We start from the raw sequence: 22,349 nt of genomic DNA on the forward strand, positions 1-22,349 counted from the left end.
GGCGTGGCAATGGTGCAACTGCTCGGCCCGCAGGATCGCCTCCTGCGCGTCGTCGAGAAAGAACATCCCGACGTCGACGTGCACGTGCGGGGGAACGAGATCACGCTCTCCGGCGCACCCGACGCGGTGCGCGCCGCGCGCGTACTCGTCGACGAGTTGCTTTCGATGACCCGATCCGGCCAGGGCCTCGATCCGTCCGACGTGTCGAGCTCGAACCGCATGCTGCGCTCCGATGGGGGCCCGCGCCCCTCCGAGGTCATGGGCGAGGCGATCCTGTCGTCGCGCGGCAAGGTCATCCGCCCGAAGACCGCGGGTCAGAAAGAGTACGTCGACGCGATCGACGAGAACACGATCGTCTTCGGCATCGGTCCCGCCGGTACCGGCAAGACGTACCTAGCGATGGCGAAGGCCGTGCAGGCGCTGCAGCGCAAAGAGGTCAACCGCATCATCCTGACGCGTCCCGCTGTCGAGGCGGGGGAGCGGCTCGGATTCCTCCCGGGCACCCTCACCGACAAGATCGATCCGTACCTGCGGCCGCTCTACGATGCGCTCAACGAGATGATGGACCCCGACATCGTCCCGAAGCTCATGGCCACGGGCACCATCGAGGTCGCCCCGCTGGCCTACATGCGCGGACGCACGCTGAACGATTCGTTCGTCGTGCTCGACGAGGCGCAGAACACCACGCCCGAGCAGATGAAGATGTTCCTGACGCGTCTCGGATTCGGCACGCGCATGGTCGTGACCGGCGACATCACCCAGGTCGACCTGCCCCAGGGTGCCTCGGGACTCCGCCTGGTCACCCGCGTCCTCGACGATATCGACGACATCCACTTCTCGCGTCTCACCAGCGCCGACGTCGTGCGCCACAACCTCGTCGGCCGCATCGTCGACGCCTACAGCGAGTACGACGAGAAGCGCCTCGCGGCGCGTCGCGAGCGCGACGAGGCCAGCGAGTTCGCCACCCGTGCGGAGCGACGCGGCCAAAGCGCCGCCGGCCCCCGCGATCACCTCCCGAGACGAAACCGCTCATGACGATCGAGATCAACAACGAGTCCGACCACCAGATCGACGAGCAGGTGCTGCTGCGCCTGATGGAGTACAACCTGGCCGAGCTGCACGTCAGCGCCGACGCCGACGTGGCGATCGTGCTCGTCGATGAGGGCGCCATGGAGTCACTCCACGTACAGTGGATGGACGAGCCCGGACCCACCGACGTGCTGAGCTTCCCGATGGACGAACTGCGCCCGGGATCCGAAGACGCGCCGACCCCCGCGGGGCTCCTCGGTGACATCGTCCTGTGTCCCGCGGTCGCCGAGACCCAAGCGGTCGCGGCGAAGCACTCCACGCAAGACGAGCTGATTCTCCTCACCACGCACGGCCTGCTGCACCTCCTCGGCTTCGACCACGCCGAACCCGACGAGGAGCGCGAGATGTTCGGACTGCAGCGCGAGCTCATCACCGGTTTCCAGGCCGTCGAGCGCCACCGCCGCGCATGACCGAAGCGCTGCTCCTCGTCGCCGCCTTCCTGCTCGTCGCCTTCGGCGGCTTGATGGCGGCGTTCGAGGCGGCCCTGGGGGTGACCTCCCGCACCGATCTGCTCGAGCTCGGCGTCTCCGGACGCAACGCACGGGCGCTGCGGCGCATCGCCGACGACACCAACGCGCACGTCACGGCTGTCTCGTTCATCCGCGTCCTCGCCGAGACGACCGCCGCGGTGCTCGTCGCCGCCGCTTTCATGCTGATGTTCGACGACATCCTGCTCGCCGTGATCGCCGCAGCGGTGCTGATGACCGTCATCTCGTTCGTGGCCGTCGGCGCGAGCCCTCGATCGGTGGGCCGGCAGCACGCGCGGGGGCTCCTGACCGGCGGTGCTCCCGTCGTACGCGGCATGCGCATCCTGCTGGGCCCGCTCGCGCACGGCCTGGTGGCGGTCGGAAACCGCGTCACTCCCGGCATCTCGCACTCGACCTCGTTCGCGTCGGAGGAGCAGCTGCTCAGCATCATCGACGAGGCGGCCGAGAACGAGCTCATCGAACAAGACGACCGGGAGCTCATCCACTCCGTCTTCGACTTCACCGACCGGTACGTGCGCGAGGTGATGGTCCCGCGTACCGACATGGTCAGCGTGGATGCCACGGCCACCTCCCGCGAGGCGCTGTCGCTGTTCCTCGAGAAGGGCGTCTCGCGCGTGCCGCTGGCCGACGACGAGGCCGACGACATCGTCGGCATGCTCTACCTGAAAGACCTCGTGCAGTACGGCTTCCGCGACGAGGCCGGTTGGCGTGACGCGCCCATCCGCCGCATCGCCCGGCCGGCGGTCTTCGTCCCCGAATCGATGAAGGCCGAGACCCTGCTGCAGCAGATGAAGAAGGATGCCGTGCACGTCTGCCTCGTCGTCGACGAGTACGGCGGCGTCGCGGGCCTGGTCACGATGGAAGACCTCATCGAGGAGCTCGTCGGCGAGATCGCCGACGAGTACGACGCCCCCTCCACCGAGGTGGTCGAGCTGGGCGACGGGCGCTACCGCGTCAACGCCCGACTCGGACTCGATGAGGTCGGCGACCTCTTCGGTCTCGAACTCGACGACGACGACGTCGACTCGGTCGGTGGACTGCTGGGCAAGGCCCTCGGCCGCATCCCGCAGCCGGGAGCCACCGCCGAACACTCCGGTCTCGTCCTCACCGGCGGCGCGTCCCGCGGCCGCAACCGGGGAATCGCCACGGTCATCGTGGAGCGTGCCGAGACCCCCGCAGACGAAGACGCCGAGGCCGACGCCTCCGCGCGCGAGAGGAACGACAGATGAGCGACACCCGATCCGGTTTCGTGACGTTCGTGGGGCGGCCGAACGTCGGCAAGTCCACGCTGACCAACGCCCTCGTCGGCGAGAAGGTCGCCATCACGAGCGAGAAGCCGCAGACCACGCGACGCGCCATCCGCGGGATCGTGAACCGCCCCGGTGGCCAGCTCGTCGTCGTGGACACCCCCGGCATCCATCGACCGCGCACGCTGCTCGGCCAGCGCCTCAACGACCTCGTGGAGCAAGTGCTGGGCGATGTCGACGTCATCGCGTTCTGCGCGCCGGCGACCGAGAAGGTCGGGCCCGGCGATCGCCGGATCGCGGAGTCGCTCTCGGGCTACCCCCGGGCGAAGAAGGTCGCGCTGGTGACCAAGACCGACGCCGCCTCGCGTGATCAGATCACCGAGCGGCTCCTCGAGGTCGATGCGCTGCGTGAGGACTGGGACGCCGTCATCCCGCTGTCCGCCGTCACGAACGACCAGCTCGATGTGCTGTGCGACGAGCTGTTGGCGCTCATGCCCGTGGGTCCCGCGCTGTACGCCGACGGCGTCGTCACCGACGAGACACTCGAGGATCGCATCGCCGAGATCATCCGCGAGGCGGCACTCCACGGCGTGCGCGACGAACTCCCGCACTCGATCGCGGTGACCATCGACGACGTCGCCCCGCGCGAAGACAGCGACCTGACCGACGTCTGGGCGAACATCGTCGTCGAGCGCGACAGCCAGAAGGCGATCATCATCGGCCGCAAGGGCTCGCGCCTCGCCGACGTCGGCGCCCGCGCGCGCGCCGGCATCGAACCCCTCGTCGGCGGACGGGTCTACCTCTCGCTGCACGTCCGCGTGGCCAAGGAGTGGCAGCGCGACCCGAAGCAGCTCGGCCGCCTCGGATTCTGACCCCGACGGCCAACACCGACAAGCGAGCACAACGAAAGGCGCGACCATGGCGATGAGGTGGACGGCCCCCGCTCCGGGCCCGATCGAGACCTGGAGCTTCGACGAAGTCGACATCCCCGCCCCCGGTCCCGGTGAGGTCACGGTGCGCGTCCGTGCGGCGGGTATCAACCCCGCGGATGCCAAGCACGTCGCCACCGCGCGTCCCGGGGTCGAGTTCCCCGTGCCCATCGGCTACGAGTTGTCGGGCGAGGTGACCGCCGTCGGCCCCGACGCCATCGGCGGATCGGGCCCCCTCGCCGTGGGTGACGAGGTCGTCGCATTCCGTGTGCAGGGCGCCTACGCCACCGAGCTCACCGTGCCCTCGCGCGATGTGTTCGCCAAGCCCGCGCCCCTCTCCCACGCCGAGGCCGCGAACCTGCTGCTGGCCGGAACGACGGCCGCCGAGATGATCCAGGTCACCCGGGTCGTCGAGGGCGAGACCGTGCTGCTGCACGCGGCATCCGGGGCCGTCGGCGTGAGCCTCCTGCAGCAGGCGCGCGAGCTGGGGGTGCGGGTCATCGGGACGGTGGGTCCGGATGCCGAGGAGTCGGCCGAACGAGTTCGACGCTACGGGGGCATCCCGGTGGCGTACGGCGAGGGGCTCCGCGAGCGGGTCGAACAGGCGGCCTCGGGTGCGCCGATCGCCGCCGCCTGGGATGCCGTGGGTACCGATGAGGCCATCGGGGTCTCGCTCGACGTCGTCGCCGAGCGCGACCGTATCGTCACCATCGTGAGCCCCGACCGTGCGAAGGCCGACGGGTTCCTGTGGATCGCGGGTTCGCGACCCGAGAGCGCGCGCTTCCGCGACATCGCGCGGGCACGCGTGCTCGAGCTGGCGGCATCCGGTGTCCTCGAGGTTCCCGTCGCCCGCACCTATCCGCTCGCCGAGGCCATCGAGGCCGTGGGCTTCGTCATGAACGGACACCCGGGCGGCAAGGTGGCGCTGCTGCCGTGAGCGCGTCGCCGTTCGCGCTGCCTCCGGCGCCCGACACGCTCGAGGTGGTGACCGACCGCCTGCGTTTGCGGCCTTTCGTCGAGACCGACCTCGACGCCATGGCCGCCTACCGCGGCGACGCCGAGGTGTGCCTTTTCCTGCCGTTCGAGCCGCAGACGCCCGCCGACATCCGCGGCCGCATCGGTCACCTGTTCGGGGGCACGGACCTCGAGGGCGAGCGCGGCGGCGTCGTCCTCGTGATCGAGCGCGTGAGCGACGGGCAGGTGATCGGTGATCTCGTGCTCTTCCATCTCGACCCGGCGGCGGGGGAGGCCGAGATCGGGTGGGTCGTGAGCCCCGCGGCATCCGGTCGAGGACTCGCGACCGAGGCCGTCCGTGCCCTCGTCGATACCGCCTTCCGGGTGTACGGCCTGCGCCGTCTGACAGCCCGGATCGATCCCGAAAACGTCCGCTCGGTGGCCCTGGCCGAGCGGGTGGGCATGCGCCAAGAGGCGCACTTCGTCGAGAACGAATGGTTCAAGGGACGCTGGAGCGACGAGCTGCGGTTCGCCCTCCTCGCGCGGGATTGGACGCCGACGTCGTGAACCGCGCGCGGCGACACTGCTACGATCGCAGGATGCGCTTCGGTGGCCTGCTTCTTCTTAGTCGCCGCGACGAGTCCTCGATCTAAGGGCCTTCCTCGTCGCGGAGATCGTCGTCGGCCCCACCGAACGAATCTAAAGAAGCGACACATCATGAAGAACACCCAGAAGCCCACTTCCGCTCCGGTGCACAAGTACCGTCCGTTCCACGAGCAGATCCGCGTCGAACTGCCCGACCGCACGTGGCCGTCGAAGCGCATCGAGTCCGCCCCTCGCTGGTGCGCCGTCGACCTGCGCGACGGCAATCAGGCTCTCATCGATCCGATGAGCCCCGAACGCAAGCGCGTGATGTTCGAGCTGCTCGTGAAGATGGGTTACAAAGAGATCGAGGTCGGGTTCCCGAGCGCGAGCCAGACCGACTTCGACTTCGTGCGCCAGCTCATCGACGACGGTCTGATCCCCGACGACGTGACGATCCAGGTGCTGACGCAGGCGCGCGAGCACCTCATCGCCCGCACGTACGAGGCGATCGCCGGCGCGAAGCAGGCCATCGTGCACCTCTACAACTCCACGTCGGTGCTGCAACGCGAGGTCGTGTTCCGCACCGACGAACAGGGCATCGTCGACATCGCCCTCGAGGGCGCGCGCCTGTGCAAGCGGTACGAGGCGACGGTCCCCGAGACCGAGGTGTTCTACGAGTACTCGCCCGAGAGCTACACCGGCACCGAGCTGGAGTTCGCGCTGCGCATCTGCAACGAGGTGCTCGAGGTCTTCCAGCCGACGCCCGACCGCAAGGTCATCCTGAACCTCCCCGCCACCGTCGAGATGGCGACCCCCAACGTCTACGCCGACTCGATCGAGTGGATGTCGCGTCACCTGAACCACCGCGAGAACGTCATCCTGTCGCTGCACCCGCACAACGACCGCGGCACCGCTGTGGCCGCGGCGGAGCTCGGGTATATGGCCGGCGCCGACCGCATCGAGGGATGCCTCTTCGGCAACGGTGAGCGCACCGGCAACGTCGACCTGGTGGCCCTGGGCATCAACCTGCTGACGCAGGGCATCGACCCCCAGATCGACTTCAGCGACATCGACCAGGTCAAGCGCACCGTCGAGTACTGCAATCAGCTGCCGGTGCCCGAGCGCAGCCCGTGGGCCGGCGACCTGGTCTTCACCGCGTTCAGCGGTTCGCATCAGGACGCCATCAAGAAGGGCTTCGAGGCGATGGAGGCCCGCGCGGAGGCCTTGGGCAAGACCGTCGACGAGATCGAGTGGGCCGTTCCCTACCTGCCCATCGACCCGAAAGACCTGGGTCGCTCCTACGAGGCCGTCATCCGCGTCAACTCGCAGTCGGGCAAGGGCGGCGTCGCCTACCTGCTGAAGGCCGATCACGCGATCGACCTGCCGCGCAAGCTCCAGATCGAGTTCTCGGGTGTCGTGCAGGCCCGCACGGACGCCGAGGGCGGCGAAGTGTCGAGCGCGCAGATCTGGGACATCTTCACCGACGAGTACCTGCCGTCGAAGAACGACGATCAGCGCTGGGGCCGGTTCGAACTGCTGTCAACCCGCTCGTCGAGCGACATGTCGGGCGATGTGCACCTCGACGTCTCCCTGCGCGACGGCGAGACCGTGCACCCGGCGTCGGCGGTCGGCAACGGTCCGGTCGCGGCGTTCCTCGAGATCGTGCGCGCTCAGGGCTTCGACGTGACCCTCTACGACTACGTCGAGCACGCGCTGAGCTCCGGTGGTGACGCGCAGGCGGCGGCTTACGTCGAGCTGCAGGTCGACGACCAGCGCCTGTGGGGCGTCGGCGTCGACGGCGACATCTCGACGGCGTCGCTGAAGGCGATCGTCTCGGGCGTGAACCGCGCGATCCGCACCCGTCAGTCGGCCGACGCCCTCGCCGGCGTCTGACCTCGACGCCGAAGAACACGGCCGTGGCCTACGCCCACGGACACCACGAGAGCGTGCTGCGTTCCCACGCCGCACGCACCGTCGCCGACTCGGCGGCGTACCTGGTGTCTTCGCTGTTCGCCGGCGCCCGCATCCTCGATGTGGGCGCCGGCCCCGGCACCATCACCGTCGACCTCGCCGACCGGGTCTTCCCGGGGCGGGTCGTGGGGGTGGATGCCGCGCCCGACGTCGTCGAGGTCGCCCGCGCCACCGCGGGGGAGCGCACGAACGTCGAGTTCCGCACCGATGACGCGTACGACCTCGATGCCCCCGATGGGTCGTTCGACATCGTGCACGCGCATCAGGTCCTTCAGCACCTGGCCCGACCCGTCGACGCCCTACGCGAGTTCCGCCGCGTGGCGGGCCCCGAGGGCCTGGTCGCGGTGCGTGACGTCGACTACGGCGGGGTGATCTGGCATCCACGGATCCCCGCCCTCGACGAGTGGCTCGAGATCTACCACGGGGTGCACCGCGGGGTGTCGGGCGAGCCCGACGCGGGCAGGCGGCTCAAGGCCTGGGCGCGCGAAGCCGGATTCGCCCGAGTCGAGGCCAGCGCCAGCGTGTGGGTCTTCGACACGGACGAGAAGCGCGCGTGGTGGGGCGGCATGTGGGCTGACCGCGTGCTCGCCTCGGCCTTCGCCGGGCACGCGAAGAGGCTCGGCCTCGCCGACGACGCCACGCTGCAGCGCATCTCCGATGCGTGGCGCGAGTGGGCGGCGCACCCCGACGGGTGGATCCTGCTGCCGCACGGCGAGGTGCTCGCCCGCGGGTGACAGGGCCTCTCCGGCCCCGGCCGACACGGCGGGGCCGGAGGGCAGAGCGAGGGCGCGTGCACGGCCGGCGGGCGGTGCGAGGATGAGAGGGTGATCCGCGTCGATGCCCTGTACCGCTATCCCGTCAAAGGCTTCACGCCCGAACGCCGGGCGCAGCTCGTCATCCAGGACGACGGACGGGTGCAGGGCGACCGCGCCCTCGTCTTCCGCTTCGCCGACGCGCTCGAGCCCGAAGACGCGACTTTCCCGAAGAGTCGCGGCCTGGCGCTGATGACCTTCCCCACGTTGGCGCGCGTCGACCTCGCCTACGACGACGAGGCTCGAACCCTGCGCCTGCGCGTCGACGACATCGACATCGAGGCCGACCTCAGCGAGAGCGGGCGCACGCGCCTTGCCGATGCCGTGACGGCGTACCTGCGCACGACCAGCGACGCGAAGCTGCTCGATGCCGACGGCATCCTTCCCCTCGGGCTGCTCGGCGACGGCCGCACCGCGAGGTTCCAGGATCGCCCGCGCGGATACGTCTCGCTGCACGGCACCGCCTCGGTCGAGGCCCTGGACGCCACCGTGCCGGCACCCGTCGACGATCGGCGATTCCGTTCGAACATCGTCGTCGGCGGTTCCGCGGCCTGGGCCGAGCTCGACTGGCGCGGTCGCGTACGCATCGGCGAGGTGGAGTTCGAGGTGCAGAAGCCGATCGAGCGCTGCGCCGCGATCGCGGCCAACCCCGACACCGGAGTGCGCGACGCGCGACTGCTGCGCGTGCTCACAACCGAGTTCGCTCAGGACGAGCCGACCCTCGGCATCCTGCTCCTGCCCGTGGCCGGCGGCGGCACGATCCGCGAGGGCGACGAGGTCGTCGTCATCGCGTGAGGCGCCAGGCGGGCTCGGGCGCGGTTCAGGCCGCGTCGTCGGTGCGGATGATCGGGATGCCGGTGGTCTCGACCGCGACCTTTCGGCGGTAGAGCTTGCGCTGCTCCGGGAGCGAGAGGTCGAAGAGCACCGCCAGCACGCGGATCACGGTCGTCACTACGACGCCGATCACCGCGGCGAGGGGCAGGGGCACGCCGAAGGCGGCCGTGACGGCGAGCACCGCACAGCCGCCACCCGCGGCGACGGCATAGAGCGAACCGACGTGCATGATCGCCACCGGCAGGCCCATCAGCACGTCGCGCAGCACGCTGCCGCCCGCGGCTGCCACGACGCCGACGAAGATCGCGGGCACGGCGGGCAGGCCCAGGGCGAGCGCCTTCGACGTGCCGAACGCACCGAACAGACCGATCACGACCGCGTCGAGCATGACGATCGCACGATTGAGGCGCTGGAAGATCCCCGACAGCAGCATGCCGACGATCGACGCCAACGTCGCGGTGATGAGATACCAGTTGCTCTGAAGCGTCGCGGGCGTCAGCCCCAGCAGCAGGTCGCGGATCAGACCGCCGCCCATTCCCAGCAGGATGCCGATGATCGCGACGCCGAGCAGATCGAGGCGCCGCTGCCCCTGGAAGCCCGACGCGAACAGCGCCCCCTGCACGCCACCCAGGGCGACGGCGGTGAGATCCGCCCACAGGGGGATGATGAAAGTCGGCGTGTCCACGGCATCCATTCTCCCGCCCGGTGCCGGCGTTCGCGGGCCGCGCGCCGCGCAGGCCGCACGCAGCGGTCGAGGACGATAATGGACTGTGCCCACCTACCGCGACGAGGTCGTGGTCCTGCGTACCCACAAGCTCGGGGAGGCGGACCGCATCCTCACCCTGCTCAGCCGCCGCAACGGCAAGATCCGCGCGGTCGCCAAAGGCGTGCGCCGCACCTCCTCGAAGTTCGGGTCGCGGCTCGAACCGTTCATGGTCGCCGACGTGCAGCTGTTCAAGGGACGCAACCTCGACATCGTGCAGCAGGCGGAATCGCTCGGCTCGTACGGCGCCGACATCGTGGCGAACTACGACGTCTACACCACCGCCAGCGCCATGGTGGAGACCGCCGACCGTCTCAACGAAGCCGAGGCGACCCCCCAGCAGTACCTGCTGCTGGTCGGCGGGCTCCGTTCCCTCGCCCGGGGCGAGCACCCCGAGCGCAGCGTTCTCGACTCGTACCTGCTTCGCGCGATGGCCCTCTCGGGCTGGGCGCCGGGGCTGACCGAGTGCGCCCGTTGCGGCACGGTCGGCGATCACGACTACTTCCTGCCGCAGCTCGGCGGCGTGATCTGCTCGACCTGCGCCCCGGCGGGGTCGCCGCGCGTCGCGCGCGACACGGTCGACATGCTCCGCGCGCTGATGGCGGGGGAGTGGGAGACCATCGACGCCGCCCCCGGTCGCACGACGGCGGCGGCCTCGGGCCTCGTAGCCGCCTACGCGCAGTTCCACCTGGAGCGCGGCATCCGTTCCCTCCCGCACCTGGAGTCGTATCGATGACACCGAAGCCGTTCACGCACCGCGACGCCGTGCCGTATCGCCCGCTGGACTGGACCGGGGAGTACCCGCCGTCCTACCCGCGGGGCGCAGTGCCCGAGCACGTCGCCATCGTCATGGACGGCAACGGCCGATGGGCGAACCGCCAGGGTCTCACCCGCGTCGAGGGGCACCGGGCGGGCGAGGCGGCGCTGCTCGACGTCGTCGCCGGCGCCATCCAGGCCGGCGTGCGACATCTGTCGGTCTACGCCTTCTCGACCGAGAACTGGTCGCGCTCGCCCGACGAGGTGCGCTTCCTCATGGGCTTCAACCGCGAGGTGCTGCACCGCCGCCGCGACCAGCTGAACGAGTGGGGCGTGCGCATCCGCTGGTCGGGCCGCAAGCCCCGCCTGTGGGGCTCCGTTATCAAGGAACTGCAGCACGCCGAGCGGCTGACCGAAGGCAATTCCACCCTCACCCTCACGATGTGCGTCAACTACGGCGGACGGATCGAGATCGTGGATGCGATGCGCCGCATCGGCGACGACATCGCCGCGGGCCGTCTCAAGCCCTCGGCGGTGACCGAGAAGCTGATCCGCAAGAACCTGTACCAGCCCGACATGCCCGACGTGGACCTGTTCGTGCGCTCCAGCGGCGAGCAGCGCACCTCGAACTTCCTGCTGTGGGAGTCGGCGTACGCCGAGATGGTGTTCCTCGACACCCTGTGGCCCGATTTCCGTCGCACGCACCTCTGGGACGCGATCGGGCTGTATCTGTCGCGCGACCGCCGCTTCGGTGGTGCGGTCGACACCCCGACAGCGTGACGGATGCCGCGAACGGAATAGATCCACCATCGAAGGGGTTGCACGCGACATGACGGATGCCATCAAGATCGACGTGTGGAGTGACATCGCCTGCCCCTGGTGCTACATCGGCAAGCGGAACCTCGAGAACGGCCTGGCCGCCACGGCCGCCGACGACGACGCCCCGGTCGTCGAGATCGAGTACCACTCGTACGAGCTCTCACCCGACACCCCCGAGGACTTCGACGGGGGAGAGGTCGACTACCTCTCGCAGCACAAAGGCATCTCGCCCGAATCGGCGCGGGAGATGCTCGATCGGGTCACCGGCGTCGCCGCCGACGCGGGGCTGACCTACCGCTTCGATCTCCTCAAGCACACCAACACCATCAAGGCGCATGAGCTGCTGCACTTCGCGAAAGAGAACGGTCGTCAGCTCGAACTCGCCGAAATCCTCATGTCGGCGTACTTCCTCGAGGGCAAGCACGTCGGGCGCGACGACGACCTCGTGCAGCTCGCCGTCGCCGCGGGACTCGACGAAGAGGCCGCGCGCGATGCCCTCGCATCGCAGCGCTACCGTGCCGCGGTGCGCGCCGACCAGGCTCAGGCGCAGCAGTTCGGAATCACGGGCGTTCCATTCTTCGTCATCGACGGCAAGTACGGTGTGAGCGGTGCGCAGCCGGTCGAGGCGTTCACGCAGATCGCGCGCCAGGTGTGGGGCGAGCGTCGCGAGGCATCCGCGACCGCCGACGCCTGATCCCTCCTCCACAGCGGTGTCCGCGGCCGGTCCGACCGGCGTGGGCACCGCTGTCGCACGACGTCTGGGAGAATGAAACGATGACCACGGCAACGGCCCCGGCGCGGACGCTCCGCATCGGAAACATCGAGCTCGACGCTCCGGTCGTCCTCGCGCCCATGGCCGGCATCACGAACACCGCGTTCCGCCGCCTCTGTCGCGAGTACGGAGCCGGCCTCTACGTGAGCGAGATGATCACGACCCGTGCACTCGTGGAACGCAACGACACCACGATGCGGCTCATCCGTCACCACGAGTCCGAGACCCCGCGCTCCATCCAGCTCTACGGCGTAGACCCGGCCACCGTCGAAGCGGCCGTGCGCCTGATCGTCGATGAAGACCACGCCGACCACATCGACCTCAACTTCGGGTGCCCCGTGCCGAAGGTCACCCGCCGCGGCGGCGGTGCCGCGCTGCCGTGGAAGACCTCCCTGTTCCGCGAGATCGTCGAGCGAGCCGTGCGTGCCGCCGGCAGCACTCCGCTGACGATCAAGATGCGAAAAGGCATCGACGCCGATCACCTCACCTACCTCGAGGCCGGTCGCATCGCCGAGGGTGCCGGGGTGGCATCCATCGCCCTGCACGCCCGCACGGCGAGCGAGTTCTACTCGGGCCACGCCGACTGGTCCGCCATCACGAAGCTCAAAGAGACCGTGACGAGCGTCCCGGTACTCGGCAACGGCGACATCTGGTCGGCCGACGATGCCGTGCGCATGATGACCGAGACCGGCTGCGACGGCGTCGTGGTCGGTCGCGGCTGCCTCGGCCGCCCGTGGCTCTTCGGCGATCTGGCCCGCGCGCTCGGCGGCCCCGATGCCGCTCACGGCGCGCCGGTCGACGCCACCCTCGGGTTCGTCGCCCGGGCCTTCCGCCGACACGCGGAGTTGCTGGTCGAGTTCTTCGACGACGAGGGTCGCGGATGCCGTGACATCCGCAAGCACGTCGCCTGGTACTTCAAGGGGTATCCCGTCGGCGGCGAGCTGCGGGCGAGCCTCGCGACGGCATCGACCCTCGACGAGTTCGACGACCTGCTCTCCACGATGGAACTCGACGCCCCGTACCCCGGGGCCGCGGCCGAGGGCCAGCGCGGACGTGCCGGCACCCCCAAGCGTCCGGCGCTCCCCGACGGCTGGCTCGCCTCGCGCGAGATCGGCGACGACGCCGGGCGTGCCCTGGCCGACGCGGAGCTGGACCACAGCGGTGGCTGAGGTCGCGGTGACCGCCGCCCGACCCCTCGGGTACGACGACGCGGACGCTGCCCGTTTCCACGTCGAGAAGCACCGCTCGCAGCGCGACGACTTCGCCCGCGACCGCGCTCGCGTGCTCCACTCCGCGGCGCTGCGCCGCCTCGCCGCCAAGACCCAGGTGCTGAGCCCCGCGAGCCCCGCCGACTTCGCCCGCAATCGGCTCACGCACTCGCTCGAGGTGGCCCAGGTCGGCCGAGAGCTCGCGACCGCCCTGCAGCTGTCGCCCGACGTCGTCGACACGGCGTGCTTGAGCCACGACCTCGGCCACCCGCCGTTCGGGCACAACGGCGAACGCGCGCTCAACGAGTGGGCGGAGGACATCGGGGGGTTCGAGGGCAACGCGCAGACGCTGCGCATCCTCACCCGGCTCGAACCCAAGGTCTTCGGCGCCGACGGTCGGCCGTTCGGCCTGAACCTCACCCGGTCGAGCCTCGACGCCACCTGCAAGTACCCGTGGACGGCCGACGAGCCCGTTCCCGATCCAGGCGGGCGCCTCAAGTTCGGCGTCTATCCCGACGACGAGCCGGTGTTCCACTGGATGCGGGGCGGCGCGCCCGCCCGCCAGCGGTGCATCGAAGCCGAGGCCATGGACCTCTCCGACGACATCGCCTATTCGGTGCACGACTTCGAAGACGCGGTCGTCAACCGCTACGTCGACCCCGCGCGTCTGGCATCCCGGGTCGGCCGCGAGGGGCTTCTCGACGCCATTCAGCGCTGGGTGGGGTACGACTTCGTGCGCGACGACCTCGATGCCGGGCTCGAACGGCTCATGGCCATGCCCGAATGGATCCCGTCGTTCGACGGCACCCGTCCCGCCCTCGCGCGCTTGAAGAACCTCACCTCCGACCTCATCGGCCGCTTCGCGCGCGCCGCCACCGCCGCCACACGCGAGGCGTATCCCGCCGACGAGCTCACGCGTTACCGGGCGCACGTCGTCGTCCCCGCCGCCGTCGAGGTCGAGATGGCGGTGCTGAAGGGCATCATCGGCGCCACCGTGGTCTCGATCGACGGCCGCAAGGTGCTCTACCGCGAGCAGCGCAACGTGCTGAAGCGACTGGCATCCGCGATGTGGGAGAACCCCGGTGCGCTCGACGCGCTGCACGCACCCGACTTCGCCGCGGCCGCCGACGACACCGCCCGTCGCCGCGTGGTGGTCGACCAGGTGGCGAGTCTGACGGACCAACTGGCGATCGCGTGGCACGGCCGGCTCGTCGGCGAGGTCGATGCCGCCGAACTCGGCGTGTGGGCACCCGGCGCCCGCGCCGCGCGAGCGGATGTCTGATGGCCCGCATCCGCCAGGCCGACGTCGACGAGGTGAAGGCGCGGGTCAACATCGCCGACGTGATCGGTGAACGCGTAGCGCTGAAGCCTGCCGGCGTCGGGTCGATGAAGGGCCTGTGCCCCTTCCACGACGAGCGGTCGCCGAGCTTCAACGTGCGTCCGCAAGTCGGGTACTACCACTGCTTCGGCTGCGGCGAGTCGGGCGACGTCTACTCGTTCCTTCGTGCGTTGGACCACGTGTCGTTCACAGAGGCGGTCGAGCGCATGGCCGCGCGCGTCGGCTTCACCCTCCACTACGAAGACGGGGGAGCGGCCCCCGAGACCACCGGACGCTCGCGGTTGTACGCCGCGAATGCGGCCGCGGCCGAATACTTCCGCTCCCAGCTGATGACCCCCGAGGCCGAGATCGGACGGCGCTTCCTCGGCGACCGCGGCTTCGACGCGGGAGCGGCGGCCCACTTCGGCGTCGGCTACGCCCCGAAGGGGTGGTCGAATCTCTTCGACCACCTGACGGCGCAGAAGTTCTCCCGCGACGAGCTCGAGAAGGCGGGGCTGGTGTCGACCAACCAACGCGGAGGAGTCTACGACCGCTTCCGCGGGCGGCTGATTTGGCCCATCCGCGATGTGACGGGCCAGGTGATCGGCTTCGGTGCCCGCAAGCTGTTCGACGACGACCAGGGCCCGAAGTACCTCAACACCCCCGAGACGCTGATCTACAAGAAGTCGCAGGTGCTGTACGGCCTCGATCTGGCCAAGCGCGACATCTCACGATCGCACCGGGTGGTCGTCGTCGAGGGGTACACCGACGTCATGGCCTGCCACCTCGCGGGGGTCACCACGGCGATCGCCTCGTGCGGTACGGCCTTCGGCACCGATCACATCACGGTGCTCCGTCGCGTCATGGGCGACGACAGCTCGTCGGGCGAGGTCGTCTTCACCTTCGATCCCGATGCCGCGGGGCAGAAGGCGGCGTTGCGCGCTTTCGCCGACGAGAAGCGGTTCGCGGCGCAGACGTACGTGGCGGTCGCCCCCGAGGGGCTCGACCCCTGCGATCTGCGCCTGCAGCGCGGCGACGGCGCCGTGCGCGCTCTCCTGGACAACAAGAACCCGATGTTCGAGTTCGTGATCGATCAGCGCCTGAAAGACTTCGACCTCGCCAGCGTCGAGGGGCGCGCGGGCGCGCTCCGCGCGGCGGCCCCCATCGTCGCCGACATCCGCGACCCCTCCCTGCGCCCGGGATACGTCCGGGTGCTGGCCCGTCGTCTCGGCCTCGACATGCCCGAGGTGCAGGCCGCCGTCGAGCGGGCCGCGCGCGGGGCAGACCGCGCCGAGCAGCGCGAGAACGCCCGCGTCGCCGAGCCCGCGCCCGTCGCGGTATCGGTCACGATGGCATCGCTGCCGAACACGCGCGACGTCGCCCTCGAGCGGGGGGCGATGATGGCGTTCCTGCAATACGGGCACCGGATCGAGCCCGACGTATTCCTCCGCGCGCTGCAGCTGCCGTTCGGCCACCCCGCTCTCGAAGCCGTGCGCAGCTCGCTGGCATCCACTGACCTCTCGCAGCCCGGCTGGGCGGTCGCGGCCGTCGAGGCGGTGCGCGAGCCGTTCCGCTCCCTCGCCGCCGAGCTGCTGACCGCGGAGTTCCCCGCGCGCACCGAAGAGGGCGCGGTGGCCTCGGCGAACGATCTCGCCCGCGGGCTGCTGGTGCGCCAGCTGCAGCGCGAGAAGGACGACTTGCTCCGGGGCATCCAGCGCGTGCCGGCCGACTCCGAAGAGGGGCGCCGTCTGCGCCTCCGCCTTCGCGAATTGGATGCCGACAGGCAGCGCCTGATCGTCTCGTAGCGGGCGCCCGCGGCGGCGGCGGTGGAGGTGGTTCGCGCCGAGACCGCAGGGCGTTGTGGAGACCGCGGGTCATCCGCATCCACCGGACACGGTCTCGGCATCCGCCTAGGGTCTCGGTAGGCGCACGCCATCTCGGCACGCGCTCTGGGCGCGCCGTTGGCATCCCTCACCCTCGTGGGCGAGGATTGGCAGATGCCCCGGATCCTCGACACCGACGTCGTCCTCCGCACCGACGACCTCTCACTCGCTCGCAGTGGCGTGCGCGTGATCGACGGCATCACCTTCACGCTGCTGCCGGGACGGACACTGGTCGTCCGCGGAGCCACGGGGGCGGGCAAGTCGTCGCTCGTCTCGCTCCTCGCCGGCCATCCCGACGACGGGCTGAGCGTCGTCGGCGGTGATGCGCGCGTGCACGGGATCTCGGCCCGGCACCCGGGCAGGGCGCGCCGCGAGTGGGTCTTCCACACCGGGTACCTTCCGCAGGGCGCGGGAGCGGCGCTGCCATCGCGCCTCACCGTGCACGACGTCATCTCCGAGCCGATCACGAGCCGCGACCGGCGCGTCAACACCCGAGCGCTCGCGGTGCGCGTGGCGACGCTGCTCGACGAGATGGAGCTGCCCCTCGGCACCGCCCCGAAGTACCCGTACGAGCTCAGCGCCGGCATGCGCCAACGCGTCGCCCTCGCGCGCGCGCTCGTGCTCGAGCCGCGCCTGTTCGTCGCCGACGACCTGTACGCCAACCTCGACCTCGAGGTGCGCGCCGCCGCCCGCACAGCGATCACCCGCCGCCGCGACGAACGCGACATGGCCTCCCTCATCGTGACGAACGACGCCGACGCGCCACGGGAATTGGATGCCGACGTGCTCGTGCTCCACGCCGGTCACGCCGTGGGCCTCGGCCATGGTGGGGACGCCGTGCAGTGGACTCCCGACGGCACGCCCGAGAGACGTCTTTCATCCCCCTGATTTTCTCGCCGCCCCCGCGTGCTGTTAGTATCGTGGGGTTGCCCACCGCAAGGCGGGCATGATCCTCGGTAGCTCAATTGGCAGAGCAATCGGCTGTTAACCGATAGGTTCTTGGTTCGAGTCCAAGCCGGGGAGCCAACGAAAGGCCCGCCTCATCAGAGGCGGGCCTTCGTCATTCTCCCTGGTCAGCGTCGCATCCCTGCTCGCCTGCGGTCGCACGCGATCGACGAACGGTGTACAACCACGGCGGACGAGGCTGCGAAAACGCGATCGCCCGTCCGCGCGACGAGTGTCGGCTCCGGCTACTTCTTGCCCGAGGCCCCGTTGCCCCGCCCTTTGCTGTCATCCGACTTCCCGGGGGAGTCCGGTCGTCCCTTGCCCTCCGGACCGCCGCGATCCGGTCCGGCCGAGGAATCGTCCGCCACCCCGCCGGGGTCAGAGCCGTTGCCCGCGACCGCCTCCGGCAGCGGACCCGCGGGAATGGCCGCACCCACCCCCGCGTCGTCCGACACCACGGTGGCCCGCTCGACGCTCACGGGCGCCTGCACCGGCGTCGTCGCCCCGGGGCTCCGCTCCGCAACGGCGTCCTCCGCGGGGGACGTCTCCGAGACCGGTGCCGCGGTGTCGAGGGGTGTGTCCTGCGTGCTCCCCGTCGCCGGTGTGGCCGCGGGCGCGGGAGTCGTCACCGGCACCGAGGCTGGGTCCGAGGTCGCGCCCCCGGCAGCTCCGAGCGAGAAGGCCGCCAGATGCCCCCCGACGATCAGGGCCGCACCGATGCTCGCCGCTCCCCACGCCCATCCCCGGCGTCGTGGACGGCGTCCGGTACCGCGGCGCGAACTCGCGGCATCCGTCCGGCCCGCAAGACGTGCGGCATCGGACGGTGCGGAGACGAGCACGGCGTCGGCCGGTTCCGGCGCGCCCGACGCGGCGGCGCCGAGCGCATCCTGGACGGCGGTCGACGGCGTAGACGCGTCATCGGGTGTCGCCGTCGGCGCGGTGATGAGAGCGGTCGGCAGCATCCATACCGGCGGCTGCTTCGCGGCATCCGGGACGACGGTGTGATCCTCTGCGGCGAGCGCGGTCGCACACGCGGCCACCTCCGCGGCGGTGGGTCGCATACCCGCGTCCGCGGCCGTCATGGCATCCAGCAGCGAACGCCACCGTGGACCCACCGAATTCGGAACGTCGGGCTGGCGGGCCAGACGCGCGAGCAGGGTCTCCTGCAGTGAACCGGCACCGAACGGATGCAGGCGCGTCAACGCCTCGATAGCCAGCAAGCCCAACGCATAGATGTCGGACGCGGCCTGCGGTGCTTCACCGCGGACCTGCTCCGGCGCGAGGTAGGCGGCAGTGCCGATGACGGTGCCCGGGGTGGTCAACCGCGTCGCGTCGATGAGGTGGGCGACGCCGAAGTCGGCGAGAACGGCCTCGGACTCTCGGGCCGCCCCGTGCAGCGGTCGCAGCAGGACGTTCGACGGCTTGACGTCGCGGTGCACGATGCCCGCCTCGTGGACGACGGCGAGGGCCCCGGCGAGGTCGCTCAGGATGCCGGCGAGTTCCGCTGCGGGGATCGCCCGCTGCTCGATGCGGCGCTGCAACGACGGTCCGGTGACCAACTCCATGACGAGATAGACGTGACCTTCACCGACGAGGCGGGCGTCGTAGAGGGTGACGAGCGAGGGGTGGTCGAGGGCCGCGAGCGCTCGCGCCTCCGACAGGCGACGCAGCGGTTCGGGTTCGCCGGCGCCGTCGGCGTGGAAGATCTTGATCGCGACGTCACGGGCGAGCACCTCATCGCGCGCGCGAAAGACGCGTCCCATTCCACCGGCGCCGATGCGTTCGCGGAGGATGTAGCGCCCACCGAGGATGTCGCCCGTGTGAGCCGTCAAGAGGTCGGGGGCGTGACTCATCGGGTCCTTCGCGGAGCGGTACTGCGGGAGCGGCGCGGGGTCGCCGCCTGATCGCACACTAGGCGCGCGGGGGCGGTTCCGCCGGGGGCTGGCGGTCATCGGGGGCGGCACGCATAATGGCGCAGCCCGTCCGCACGCGTGGCTTCTCTGCAACCCGGTCGGTGAGACGGTCGATCACTGCGAGGGTGGGCATGTGATCCCCGACCCGCACCGGTACGACCTCGATGCCCTCCGTGCCCGGCTGATGAATGAACGCGGCGGAGAGGTGGACGACAGCATCCCTCAGCTCGCAGACGCCGATCCCGAGCTCTGCGCGGTGGCGCTCGTCCTTCCCGACGGCACCGCCCGCGTGACGACCGACGCCGACGTCGCCTTCAGCATCCAATCGGCGGTGAAGCCGTTCCTGTTCGCCCGGGCGCTGCTCGACACCGAGGGCGAGGCGCTCGACCGAGTGGGGATCGAGCCTACCGGGGAATCGTTCGACGCGATCAAGCTCGAGAGCGGCACGGGCCGGCCACCCAACCCCATGGTCAACGCGGGAGCCCTGCTCGCGGCATCCCTCGTGCGCGGTTCCGACCCCGCCGCGCGCGACGCCCGCATCGCCGAGGGCCTCGCCGCTTTCGCGGGGCACGACCTCGCGGTCGACGAGGACGTCGCGCACAACGAGCACCTGCTCGGCGACCGTAACCACGCCCTCGCCCACCTCATGCGAGCCGAGGGCACCATGCAGGTCAGTGCGGATGACGCGGTCGCCGTCTACGCGCGGGCCTGCGCGACCCTGGTGGATGCCGAGACCCTGGCCGTCATGGGCGCCACCCTCGCGTACGGCGGTGTGAACCCCCATACCGGCGTGCGCGTCGTACCCGCACGCGTGGCGCGAGACGTGGTGTCAGTCATGGCGACCTGCGGCGTCTACGACGGATCGGGCCGGTGGATGCGAGCCGTCGGCGTTCCGGCGAAGTCCAGCGTGTCGGGGGCCATCGTCCTCGCCGCTCCCGGCCGCCTCGGCGCCGCCGTCGTGAGTCCGCCCCTCGATGCGCAGGGGACCAGCGTGCGAGGCCGCCTCGCGAGTGAGGCGATCAGCGACGAGCTGCACCTGCACAGCTTCGCCGCGGGCTGACCCGGCGGCCGCCGCCCGCCACGCGACCTGCTGCCGGAGCGCAGGCGCCCCCGACCCTAGGCTGAACGCATGGGGGGACAGGGGATCTACGTCGAGACCACAATTCGGGCGACCCTCGACGAGGTGTGGATCGCGACGCAGGATCCGCGCCAGCACGTGCGGTGGGACGTCCGCTTCTCGCGCATCACTCCGACCACGCGCACAGCCGACGGCGCCGCCCGTTTCGTCTATGAGCGGCACATGCCGCTGCGCACCATCCGCGGCCAGGGCATCAGCATCGGCGAGACCTCCCGCCCCGACGGTACGCGCACCTCGGCGCTGCGTTTCACGACCGCGGATCGTCTCTCCCCGCTCCGCGACGGGCGCGGATACTGGCGCTACGAGCCCACGGCCGCCGGCATCCGCTTCTCCACCGGGTACGACTACACGCCCGGGTGGGGAGTGCTCGACGTGGTCGTGCGCCCCCTCGTCGGGTGGGCCACCGCGTGGAGCTTCGACCGGCTCCGGCTGTGGCTTGAGACGGGACGGCCGCCCGAGACGTGGACGCTCTTGACCGCGGCGGCCCTCTGGCGCGACGAGAGACCCCTGGCACGCCGTTGCCGCCGCATCGCGCCGCACCGGCGCCGCGCTCTCGACGACGCTCCGGAGACCCTGGCCGCACTGCCTCTGCCGGGAGGGGACCGATGACCTCGATCTTCGCCGAGGCGATCGGCGTCGACTTCGCCCGGTTGCACCCGATGATGCAGCGGCGCTTCAGCGTGGGCCTCGACGGGGGCGAGGCGTGCGTGGGCCGCGGGGTCATGACCGAGATCCGACGCGGACCGTGGTGGACCGTCCCATTCCTGCAGATCGGCAAGCTCCGCAACATCCTCGTGCCGGCCGTCGGGAGCGACGTGCCGTTCGTCATCTGGAACCGCCCCTACCGCGACCCGTTCGGCCGCGAGACCGTGACGTTCGTGCGCGAGTACGAGATCGACGGCCGCCCGGCACGGTTCGACGCGACCATGATCCTCGCCGACGGGCGCATCGTCGACTACCTCGGTACGCACCAGCACCTCGCGGTCGACCTCGACCTCACGGTCGACGACGAGGGGGCGTTGATCCTGCGCTCGGGGGAGCAGCGGTTCTACGAGGGACGCTTCGGATTCCGCTTCCCGATGCTCTTCAGCGGGCGAGCGAGCCTGCGCGAGCACTTCGACGAGCGCGACGGTCGCTTCCATGTCGAGATGCGCGTCGACAACGAGCGTTTCGGGTTCCTGTTCGGTTACCGCGGCAGCTTCACGTGCGAATGGATGCCGGCCGGGGAGGCGCCGGCGCACGTCATCCCGCATCGCCACGAATCCCGCGTCTGAGCTCGACGGTGCGGGAACAAAAGCGTCTCGCCGCGCCTCCCGAACGAGGGCGATCGACGCGATGTCAGGCCGTCACGCGTCGATGTCGTCGACTCCCGGCATCCATGACGCCCCGGGCTTGCCCCACTTGCGCTTCTTGGCGATCTTGGCCACGACACGGCTGTCTTCGTCGTCGAGACGGTCGACGTACAGGATGCCGTCGAGGTGATCGAACTCGTGCTGCAGGATGCGCGCGCGCCAGCCGGTGACCTCGATGCGCACCGAGTGCCCGTCGAGGTCGGTGCCGGTGAGCAGCGCAGCCTCGGAGCGGCGGAGGGGGAAGCGTTCGCCGGGGAACGACAGGCACCCCTCGCTCTCGTCATCCGGGTCGGGGTAGCCGGGTTCGAGCGGTCTGATCCACAGCTCGGGGTTGAGCACGACTCCCCGCCAGGGCTGGCCCTCGTCGTCCTCGTACATGTAGGTGAAGATCCGGAGTCCCACGCCCACCTGCGGGGCGGCGAGACCGACGCCCGGAGCGGCATCCATCGTCTCGAACATGTCGGCGACGAGCTGGCGCACCTCGTCGGTGATCTCGTCGACGCGGGAGGCGGGTGCGTGCAGCACGGGATCGCCCATGATGCGAATCGGGAGTACGGCCACGCCTCCAGCCTA

General features: G+C 70.3%; 22 protein-coding genes and 1 tRNA gene. 20 read left to right on the forward strand and 3 right to left on the reverse strand.

The window, feature by feature from the left end:
• The first annotated feature begins 9 nt into the window (after nt 1-9).
• From ASF76_RS05975 to ASF76_RS06015, 9 genes are all read left to right on the forward strand, one after another.
• A complete protein-coding gene (locus tag ASF76_RS05975) occupies nt 10-1,035 on the forward strand; it encodes a PhoH family protein (RefSeq protein ID WP_235561258.1) in 1,026 nt (341 codons plus the stop codon).
• Complete coding sequence (ybeY, locus tag ASF76_RS05980; RefSeq protein WP_055954445.1) at nt 1,032-1,499, forward strand: rRNA maturation RNase YbeY; 468 nt, start codon at nt 1,032-1,034, stop codon at nt 1,497-1,499. Before ASF76_RS05975 ends, ybeY begins: the two co-directional genes overlap by 4 nt.
• The gene (locus tag ASF76_RS05985) at nt 1,496-2,806 is read left to right on the forward strand and encodes a hemolysin family protein (protein ID WP_055954448.1); all 1,311 of its coding nucleotides are present in this window, start codon (nt 1,496-1,498) and stop codon (nt 2,804-2,806) included. Before ybeY ends, ASF76_RS05985 begins: the two co-directional genes overlap by 4 nt.
• On the forward strand, nt 2,803-3,696 hold the full coding sequence (gene era, locus ASF76_RS05990; RefSeq protein ID WP_055954452.1) for a GTPase Era: 894 nt from the start codon (nt 2,803-2,805) through the stop codon (nt 3,694-3,696). Before ASF76_RS05985 ends, era begins: the two co-directional genes overlap by 4 nt.
• A gap of 46 nt (nt 3,697-3,742) precedes the next feature.
• Entirely contained in the window at nt 3,743-4,690 is a 948-nt protein-coding gene (locus ASF76_RS05995) for a quinone oxidoreductase family protein (protein WP_055954455.1), read from the forward strand.
• Nucleotides 4,687-5,274 carry a GNAT family N-acetyltransferase gene (locus ASF76_RS06000; protein WP_082484886.1) on the forward strand — a complete coding sequence of 196 codons (588 nt, stop codon included), beginning with the start codon at nt 4,687-4,689 and terminating at the stop codon, nt 5,272-5,274. The genes ASF76_RS05995 and ASF76_RS06000 overlap by 4 nt, the downstream gene beginning before the upstream one ends.
• 150 nt (nt 5,275-5,424) lie before the next feature.
• Nucleotides 5,425-7,185 (forward strand): 2-isopropylmalate synthase, encoded by a 1,761-nt coding sequence (gene leuA, locus ASF76_RS06005; protein ID WP_055954460.1) that lies wholly within the window; start codon nt 5,425-5,427, stop codon nt 7,183-7,185.
• Between the two features lie 23 nt (nt 7,186-7,208).
• Nucleotides 7,209-7,997, forward strand: a complete 789-nt coding sequence (locus tag ASF76_RS06010) for a methyltransferase domain-containing protein (protein ID WP_055954463.1) — start codon at nt 7,209-7,211, stop codon at nt 7,995-7,997.
• Between the two features lie 90 nt (nt 7,998-8,087).
• Entirely contained in the window at nt 8,088-8,870 is a 783-nt protein-coding gene (locus tag ASF76_RS06015) for an MOSC domain-containing protein (RefSeq protein WP_055954467.1), read from the forward strand.
• 25 nt (nt 8,871-8,895) lie between these two features.
• On the opposite strand, the gene ASF76_RS06020 is transcribed toward ASF76_RS06015, so the two are convergent.
• Nucleotides 8,896-9,594 carry a trimeric intracellular cation channel family protein gene (locus tag ASF76_RS06020; RefSeq protein ID WP_200936086.1) on the reverse strand — a complete coding sequence of 233 codons (699 nt, stop codon included), beginning with the start codon at nt 9,592-9,594 and terminating at the stop codon, nt 8,896-8,898.
• A gap of 85 nt (nt 9,595-9,679) precedes the next feature.
• On the opposite strand from ASF76_RS06020, the gene recO reads away from it, so the two are divergent.
• From recO to ASF76_RS06060, 8 genes are all read left to right on the forward strand, one after another.
• Entirely contained in the window at nt 9,680-10,408 is a 729-nt protein-coding gene (recO, locus tag ASF76_RS06025; protein ID WP_055954474.1) for a DNA repair protein RecO, read from the forward strand.
• The gene (locus ASF76_RS06030) at nt 10,405-11,208 is read left to right on the forward strand and encodes an isoprenyl transferase (protein ID WP_055954477.1); all 804 of its coding nucleotides are present in this window, start codon (nt 10,405-10,407) and stop codon (nt 11,206-11,208) included. The genes recO and ASF76_RS06030 overlap by 4 nt, the downstream gene beginning before the upstream one ends.
• A 49-nt stretch (nt 11,209-11,257) precedes the next feature.
• Entirely contained in the window at nt 11,258-11,941 is a 684-nt protein-coding gene (locus tag ASF76_RS06035) for a DsbA family oxidoreductase (protein ID WP_055954480.1), read from the forward strand.
• 80 nt (nt 11,942-12,021) lie between these two features.
• Nucleotides 12,022-13,188 (forward strand): tRNA dihydrouridine synthase DusB, encoded by a 1,167-nt coding sequence (dusB, locus tag ASF76_RS06040; protein ID WP_055954483.1) that lies wholly within the window; start codon nt 12,022-12,024, stop codon nt 13,186-13,188.
• 7 nt (nt 13,189-13,195) lie between these two features.
• A complete protein-coding gene (locus ASF76_RS06045; protein WP_235561247.1) occupies nt 13,196-14,509 on the forward strand; it encodes a deoxyguanosinetriphosphate triphosphohydrolase in 1,314 nt (437 codons plus the stop codon).
• Nucleotides 14,509-16,350 carry a DNA primase gene (dnaG, locus tag ASF76_RS06050; protein ID WP_055954489.1) on the forward strand — a complete coding sequence of 614 codons (1,842 nt, stop codon included), beginning with the start codon at nt 14,509-14,511 and terminating at the stop codon, nt 16,348-16,350. Before ASF76_RS06045 ends, dnaG begins: the two co-directional genes overlap by 1 nt.
• Nucleotides 16,351-16,542: 192 nt before the next feature.
• A complete protein-coding gene (locus ASF76_RS06055) occupies nt 16,543-17,316 on the forward strand; it encodes an ATP-binding cassette domain-containing protein (RefSeq protein WP_055954492.1) in 774 nt (257 codons plus the stop codon).
• 62 nt (nt 17,317-17,378) lie between these two features.
• Nucleotides 17,379-17,454, forward strand: a tRNA-Asn gene (locus ASF76_RS06060).
• Nucleotides 17,455-17,618: 164 nt separating this feature from the next.
• On the opposite strand, the gene ASF76_RS06065 is transcribed toward ASF76_RS06060, so the two are convergent.
• On the reverse strand, nt 17,619-19,226 hold the full coding sequence (locus ASF76_RS06065; protein WP_055954494.1) for a serine/threonine protein kinase: 1,608 nt from the start codon (nt 19,224-19,226) through the stop codon (nt 17,619-17,621).
• Between the two features lie 193 nt (nt 19,227-19,419).
• Between ASF76_RS06065 and glsA the strand changes: the two genes are divergently transcribed.
• The 3 genes from glsA (at nt 19,420) to ASF76_RS06080 (ending at nt 21,698) form a co-directional block, all read left to right on the forward strand.
• Nucleotides 19,420-20,346: a glutaminase A gene (glsA, locus tag ASF76_RS06070; RefSeq protein WP_055954497.1), complete on the forward strand. Its 927-nt coding sequence runs from the start codon at nt 19,420-19,422 to the stop codon at nt 20,344-20,346.
• Between the two features lie 69 nt (nt 20,347-20,415).
• Nucleotides 20,416-21,033, forward strand: coding sequence for an SRPBCC family protein (locus tag ASF76_RS06075; protein ID WP_082484888.1), 618 nt, complete (start codon nt 20,416-20,418; stop codon nt 21,031-21,033).
• On the forward strand, nt 21,030-21,698 hold the full coding sequence (locus tag ASF76_RS06080; protein WP_055954500.1) for a DUF4166 domain-containing protein: 669 nt from the start codon (nt 21,030-21,032) through the stop codon (nt 21,696-21,698). The genes ASF76_RS06075 and ASF76_RS06080 overlap by 4 nt, the downstream gene beginning before the upstream one ends.
• A gap of 72 nt (nt 21,699-21,770) precedes the next feature.
• Here ASF76_RS06080 and def read toward each other — a convergent pair whose 3' ends face one another.
• A complete protein-coding gene (gene def, locus ASF76_RS06085; protein ID WP_082484889.1) occupies nt 21,771-22,337 on the reverse strand; it encodes a peptide deformylase in 567 nt (188 codons plus the stop codon).
• Nucleotides 22,338-22,349: the final 12 nt, after the last annotated feature.

Source organism: Microbacterium sp. Leaf151 (assembly GCF_001424225.1).
GTDB lineage: Bacteria > Actinomycetota > Actinomycetes > Actinomycetales > Microbacteriaceae > Microbacterium.

What these genes read in the sequence shown, in the direction of transcription:
- dusB (WP_055954483.1), top strand. Translation starts at nt 12,022, where the DNA reads ATGACCACGGCAACGGCCCCGGCGCGGACGCTCCGCATCGGAAACATC.
- ASF76_RS06065 (WP_055954494.1), bottom strand. Translation starts at nt 19,226, where the DNA reads ATGAGTCACGCCCCCGACCTCTTGACGGCTCACACGGGCGACATCCTC.
- ASF76_RS05985 (WP_055954448.1), top strand. Translation starts at nt 1,496, where the DNA reads ATGACCGAAGCGCTGCTCCTCGTCGCCGCCTTCCTGCTCGTCGCCTTC.
- ASF76_RS05975 (WP_235561258.1), top strand. Translation starts at nt 10, where the DNA reads ATGGTGCAACTGCTCGGCCCGCAGGATCGCCTCCTGCGCGTCGTCGAG.
- dnaG (WP_055954489.1), top strand. Translation starts at nt 14,509, where the DNA reads ATGGCCCGCATCCGCCAGGCCGACGTCGACGAGGTGAAGGCGCGGGTC.
- ASF76_RS06075 (WP_082484888.1), top strand. Translation starts at nt 20,416, where the DNA reads ATGGGGGGACAGGGGATCTACGTCGAGACCACAATTCGGGCGACCCTC.
- ASF76_RS06035 (WP_055954480.1), top strand. Translation starts at nt 11,258, where the DNA reads ATGACGGATGCCATCAAGATCGACGTGTGGAGTGACATCGCCTGCCCC.
- leuA (WP_055954460.1), top strand. Translation starts at nt 5,425, where the DNA reads ATGAAGAACACCCAGAAGCCCACTTCCGCTCCGGTGCACAAGTACCGT.
- ybeY (WP_055954445.1), top strand. Translation starts at nt 1,032, where the DNA reads ATGACGATCGAGATCAACAACGAGTCCGACCACCAGATCGACGAGCAG.
- ASF76_RS06080 (WP_055954500.1), top strand. Translation starts at nt 21,030, where the DNA reads ATGACCTCGATCTTCGCCGAGGCGATCGGCGTCGACTTCGCCCGGTTG.
- ASF76_RS05995 (WP_055954455.1), top strand. Translation starts at nt 3,743, where the DNA reads ATGGCGATGAGGTGGACGGCCCCCGCTCCGGGCCCGATCGAGACCTGG.
- ASF76_RS06055 (WP_055954492.1), top strand. Translation starts at nt 16,543, where the DNA reads ATGCCCCGGATCCTCGACACCGACGTCGTCCTCCGCACCGACGACCTC.
- ASF76_RS06030 (WP_055954477.1), top strand. Translation starts at nt 10,405, where the DNA reads ATGACACCGAAGCCGTTCACGCACCGCGACGCCGTGCCGTATCGCCCG.
- era (WP_055954452.1), top strand. Translation starts at nt 2,803, where the DNA reads ATGAGCGACACCCGATCCGGTTTCGTGACGTTCGTGGGGCGGCCGAAC.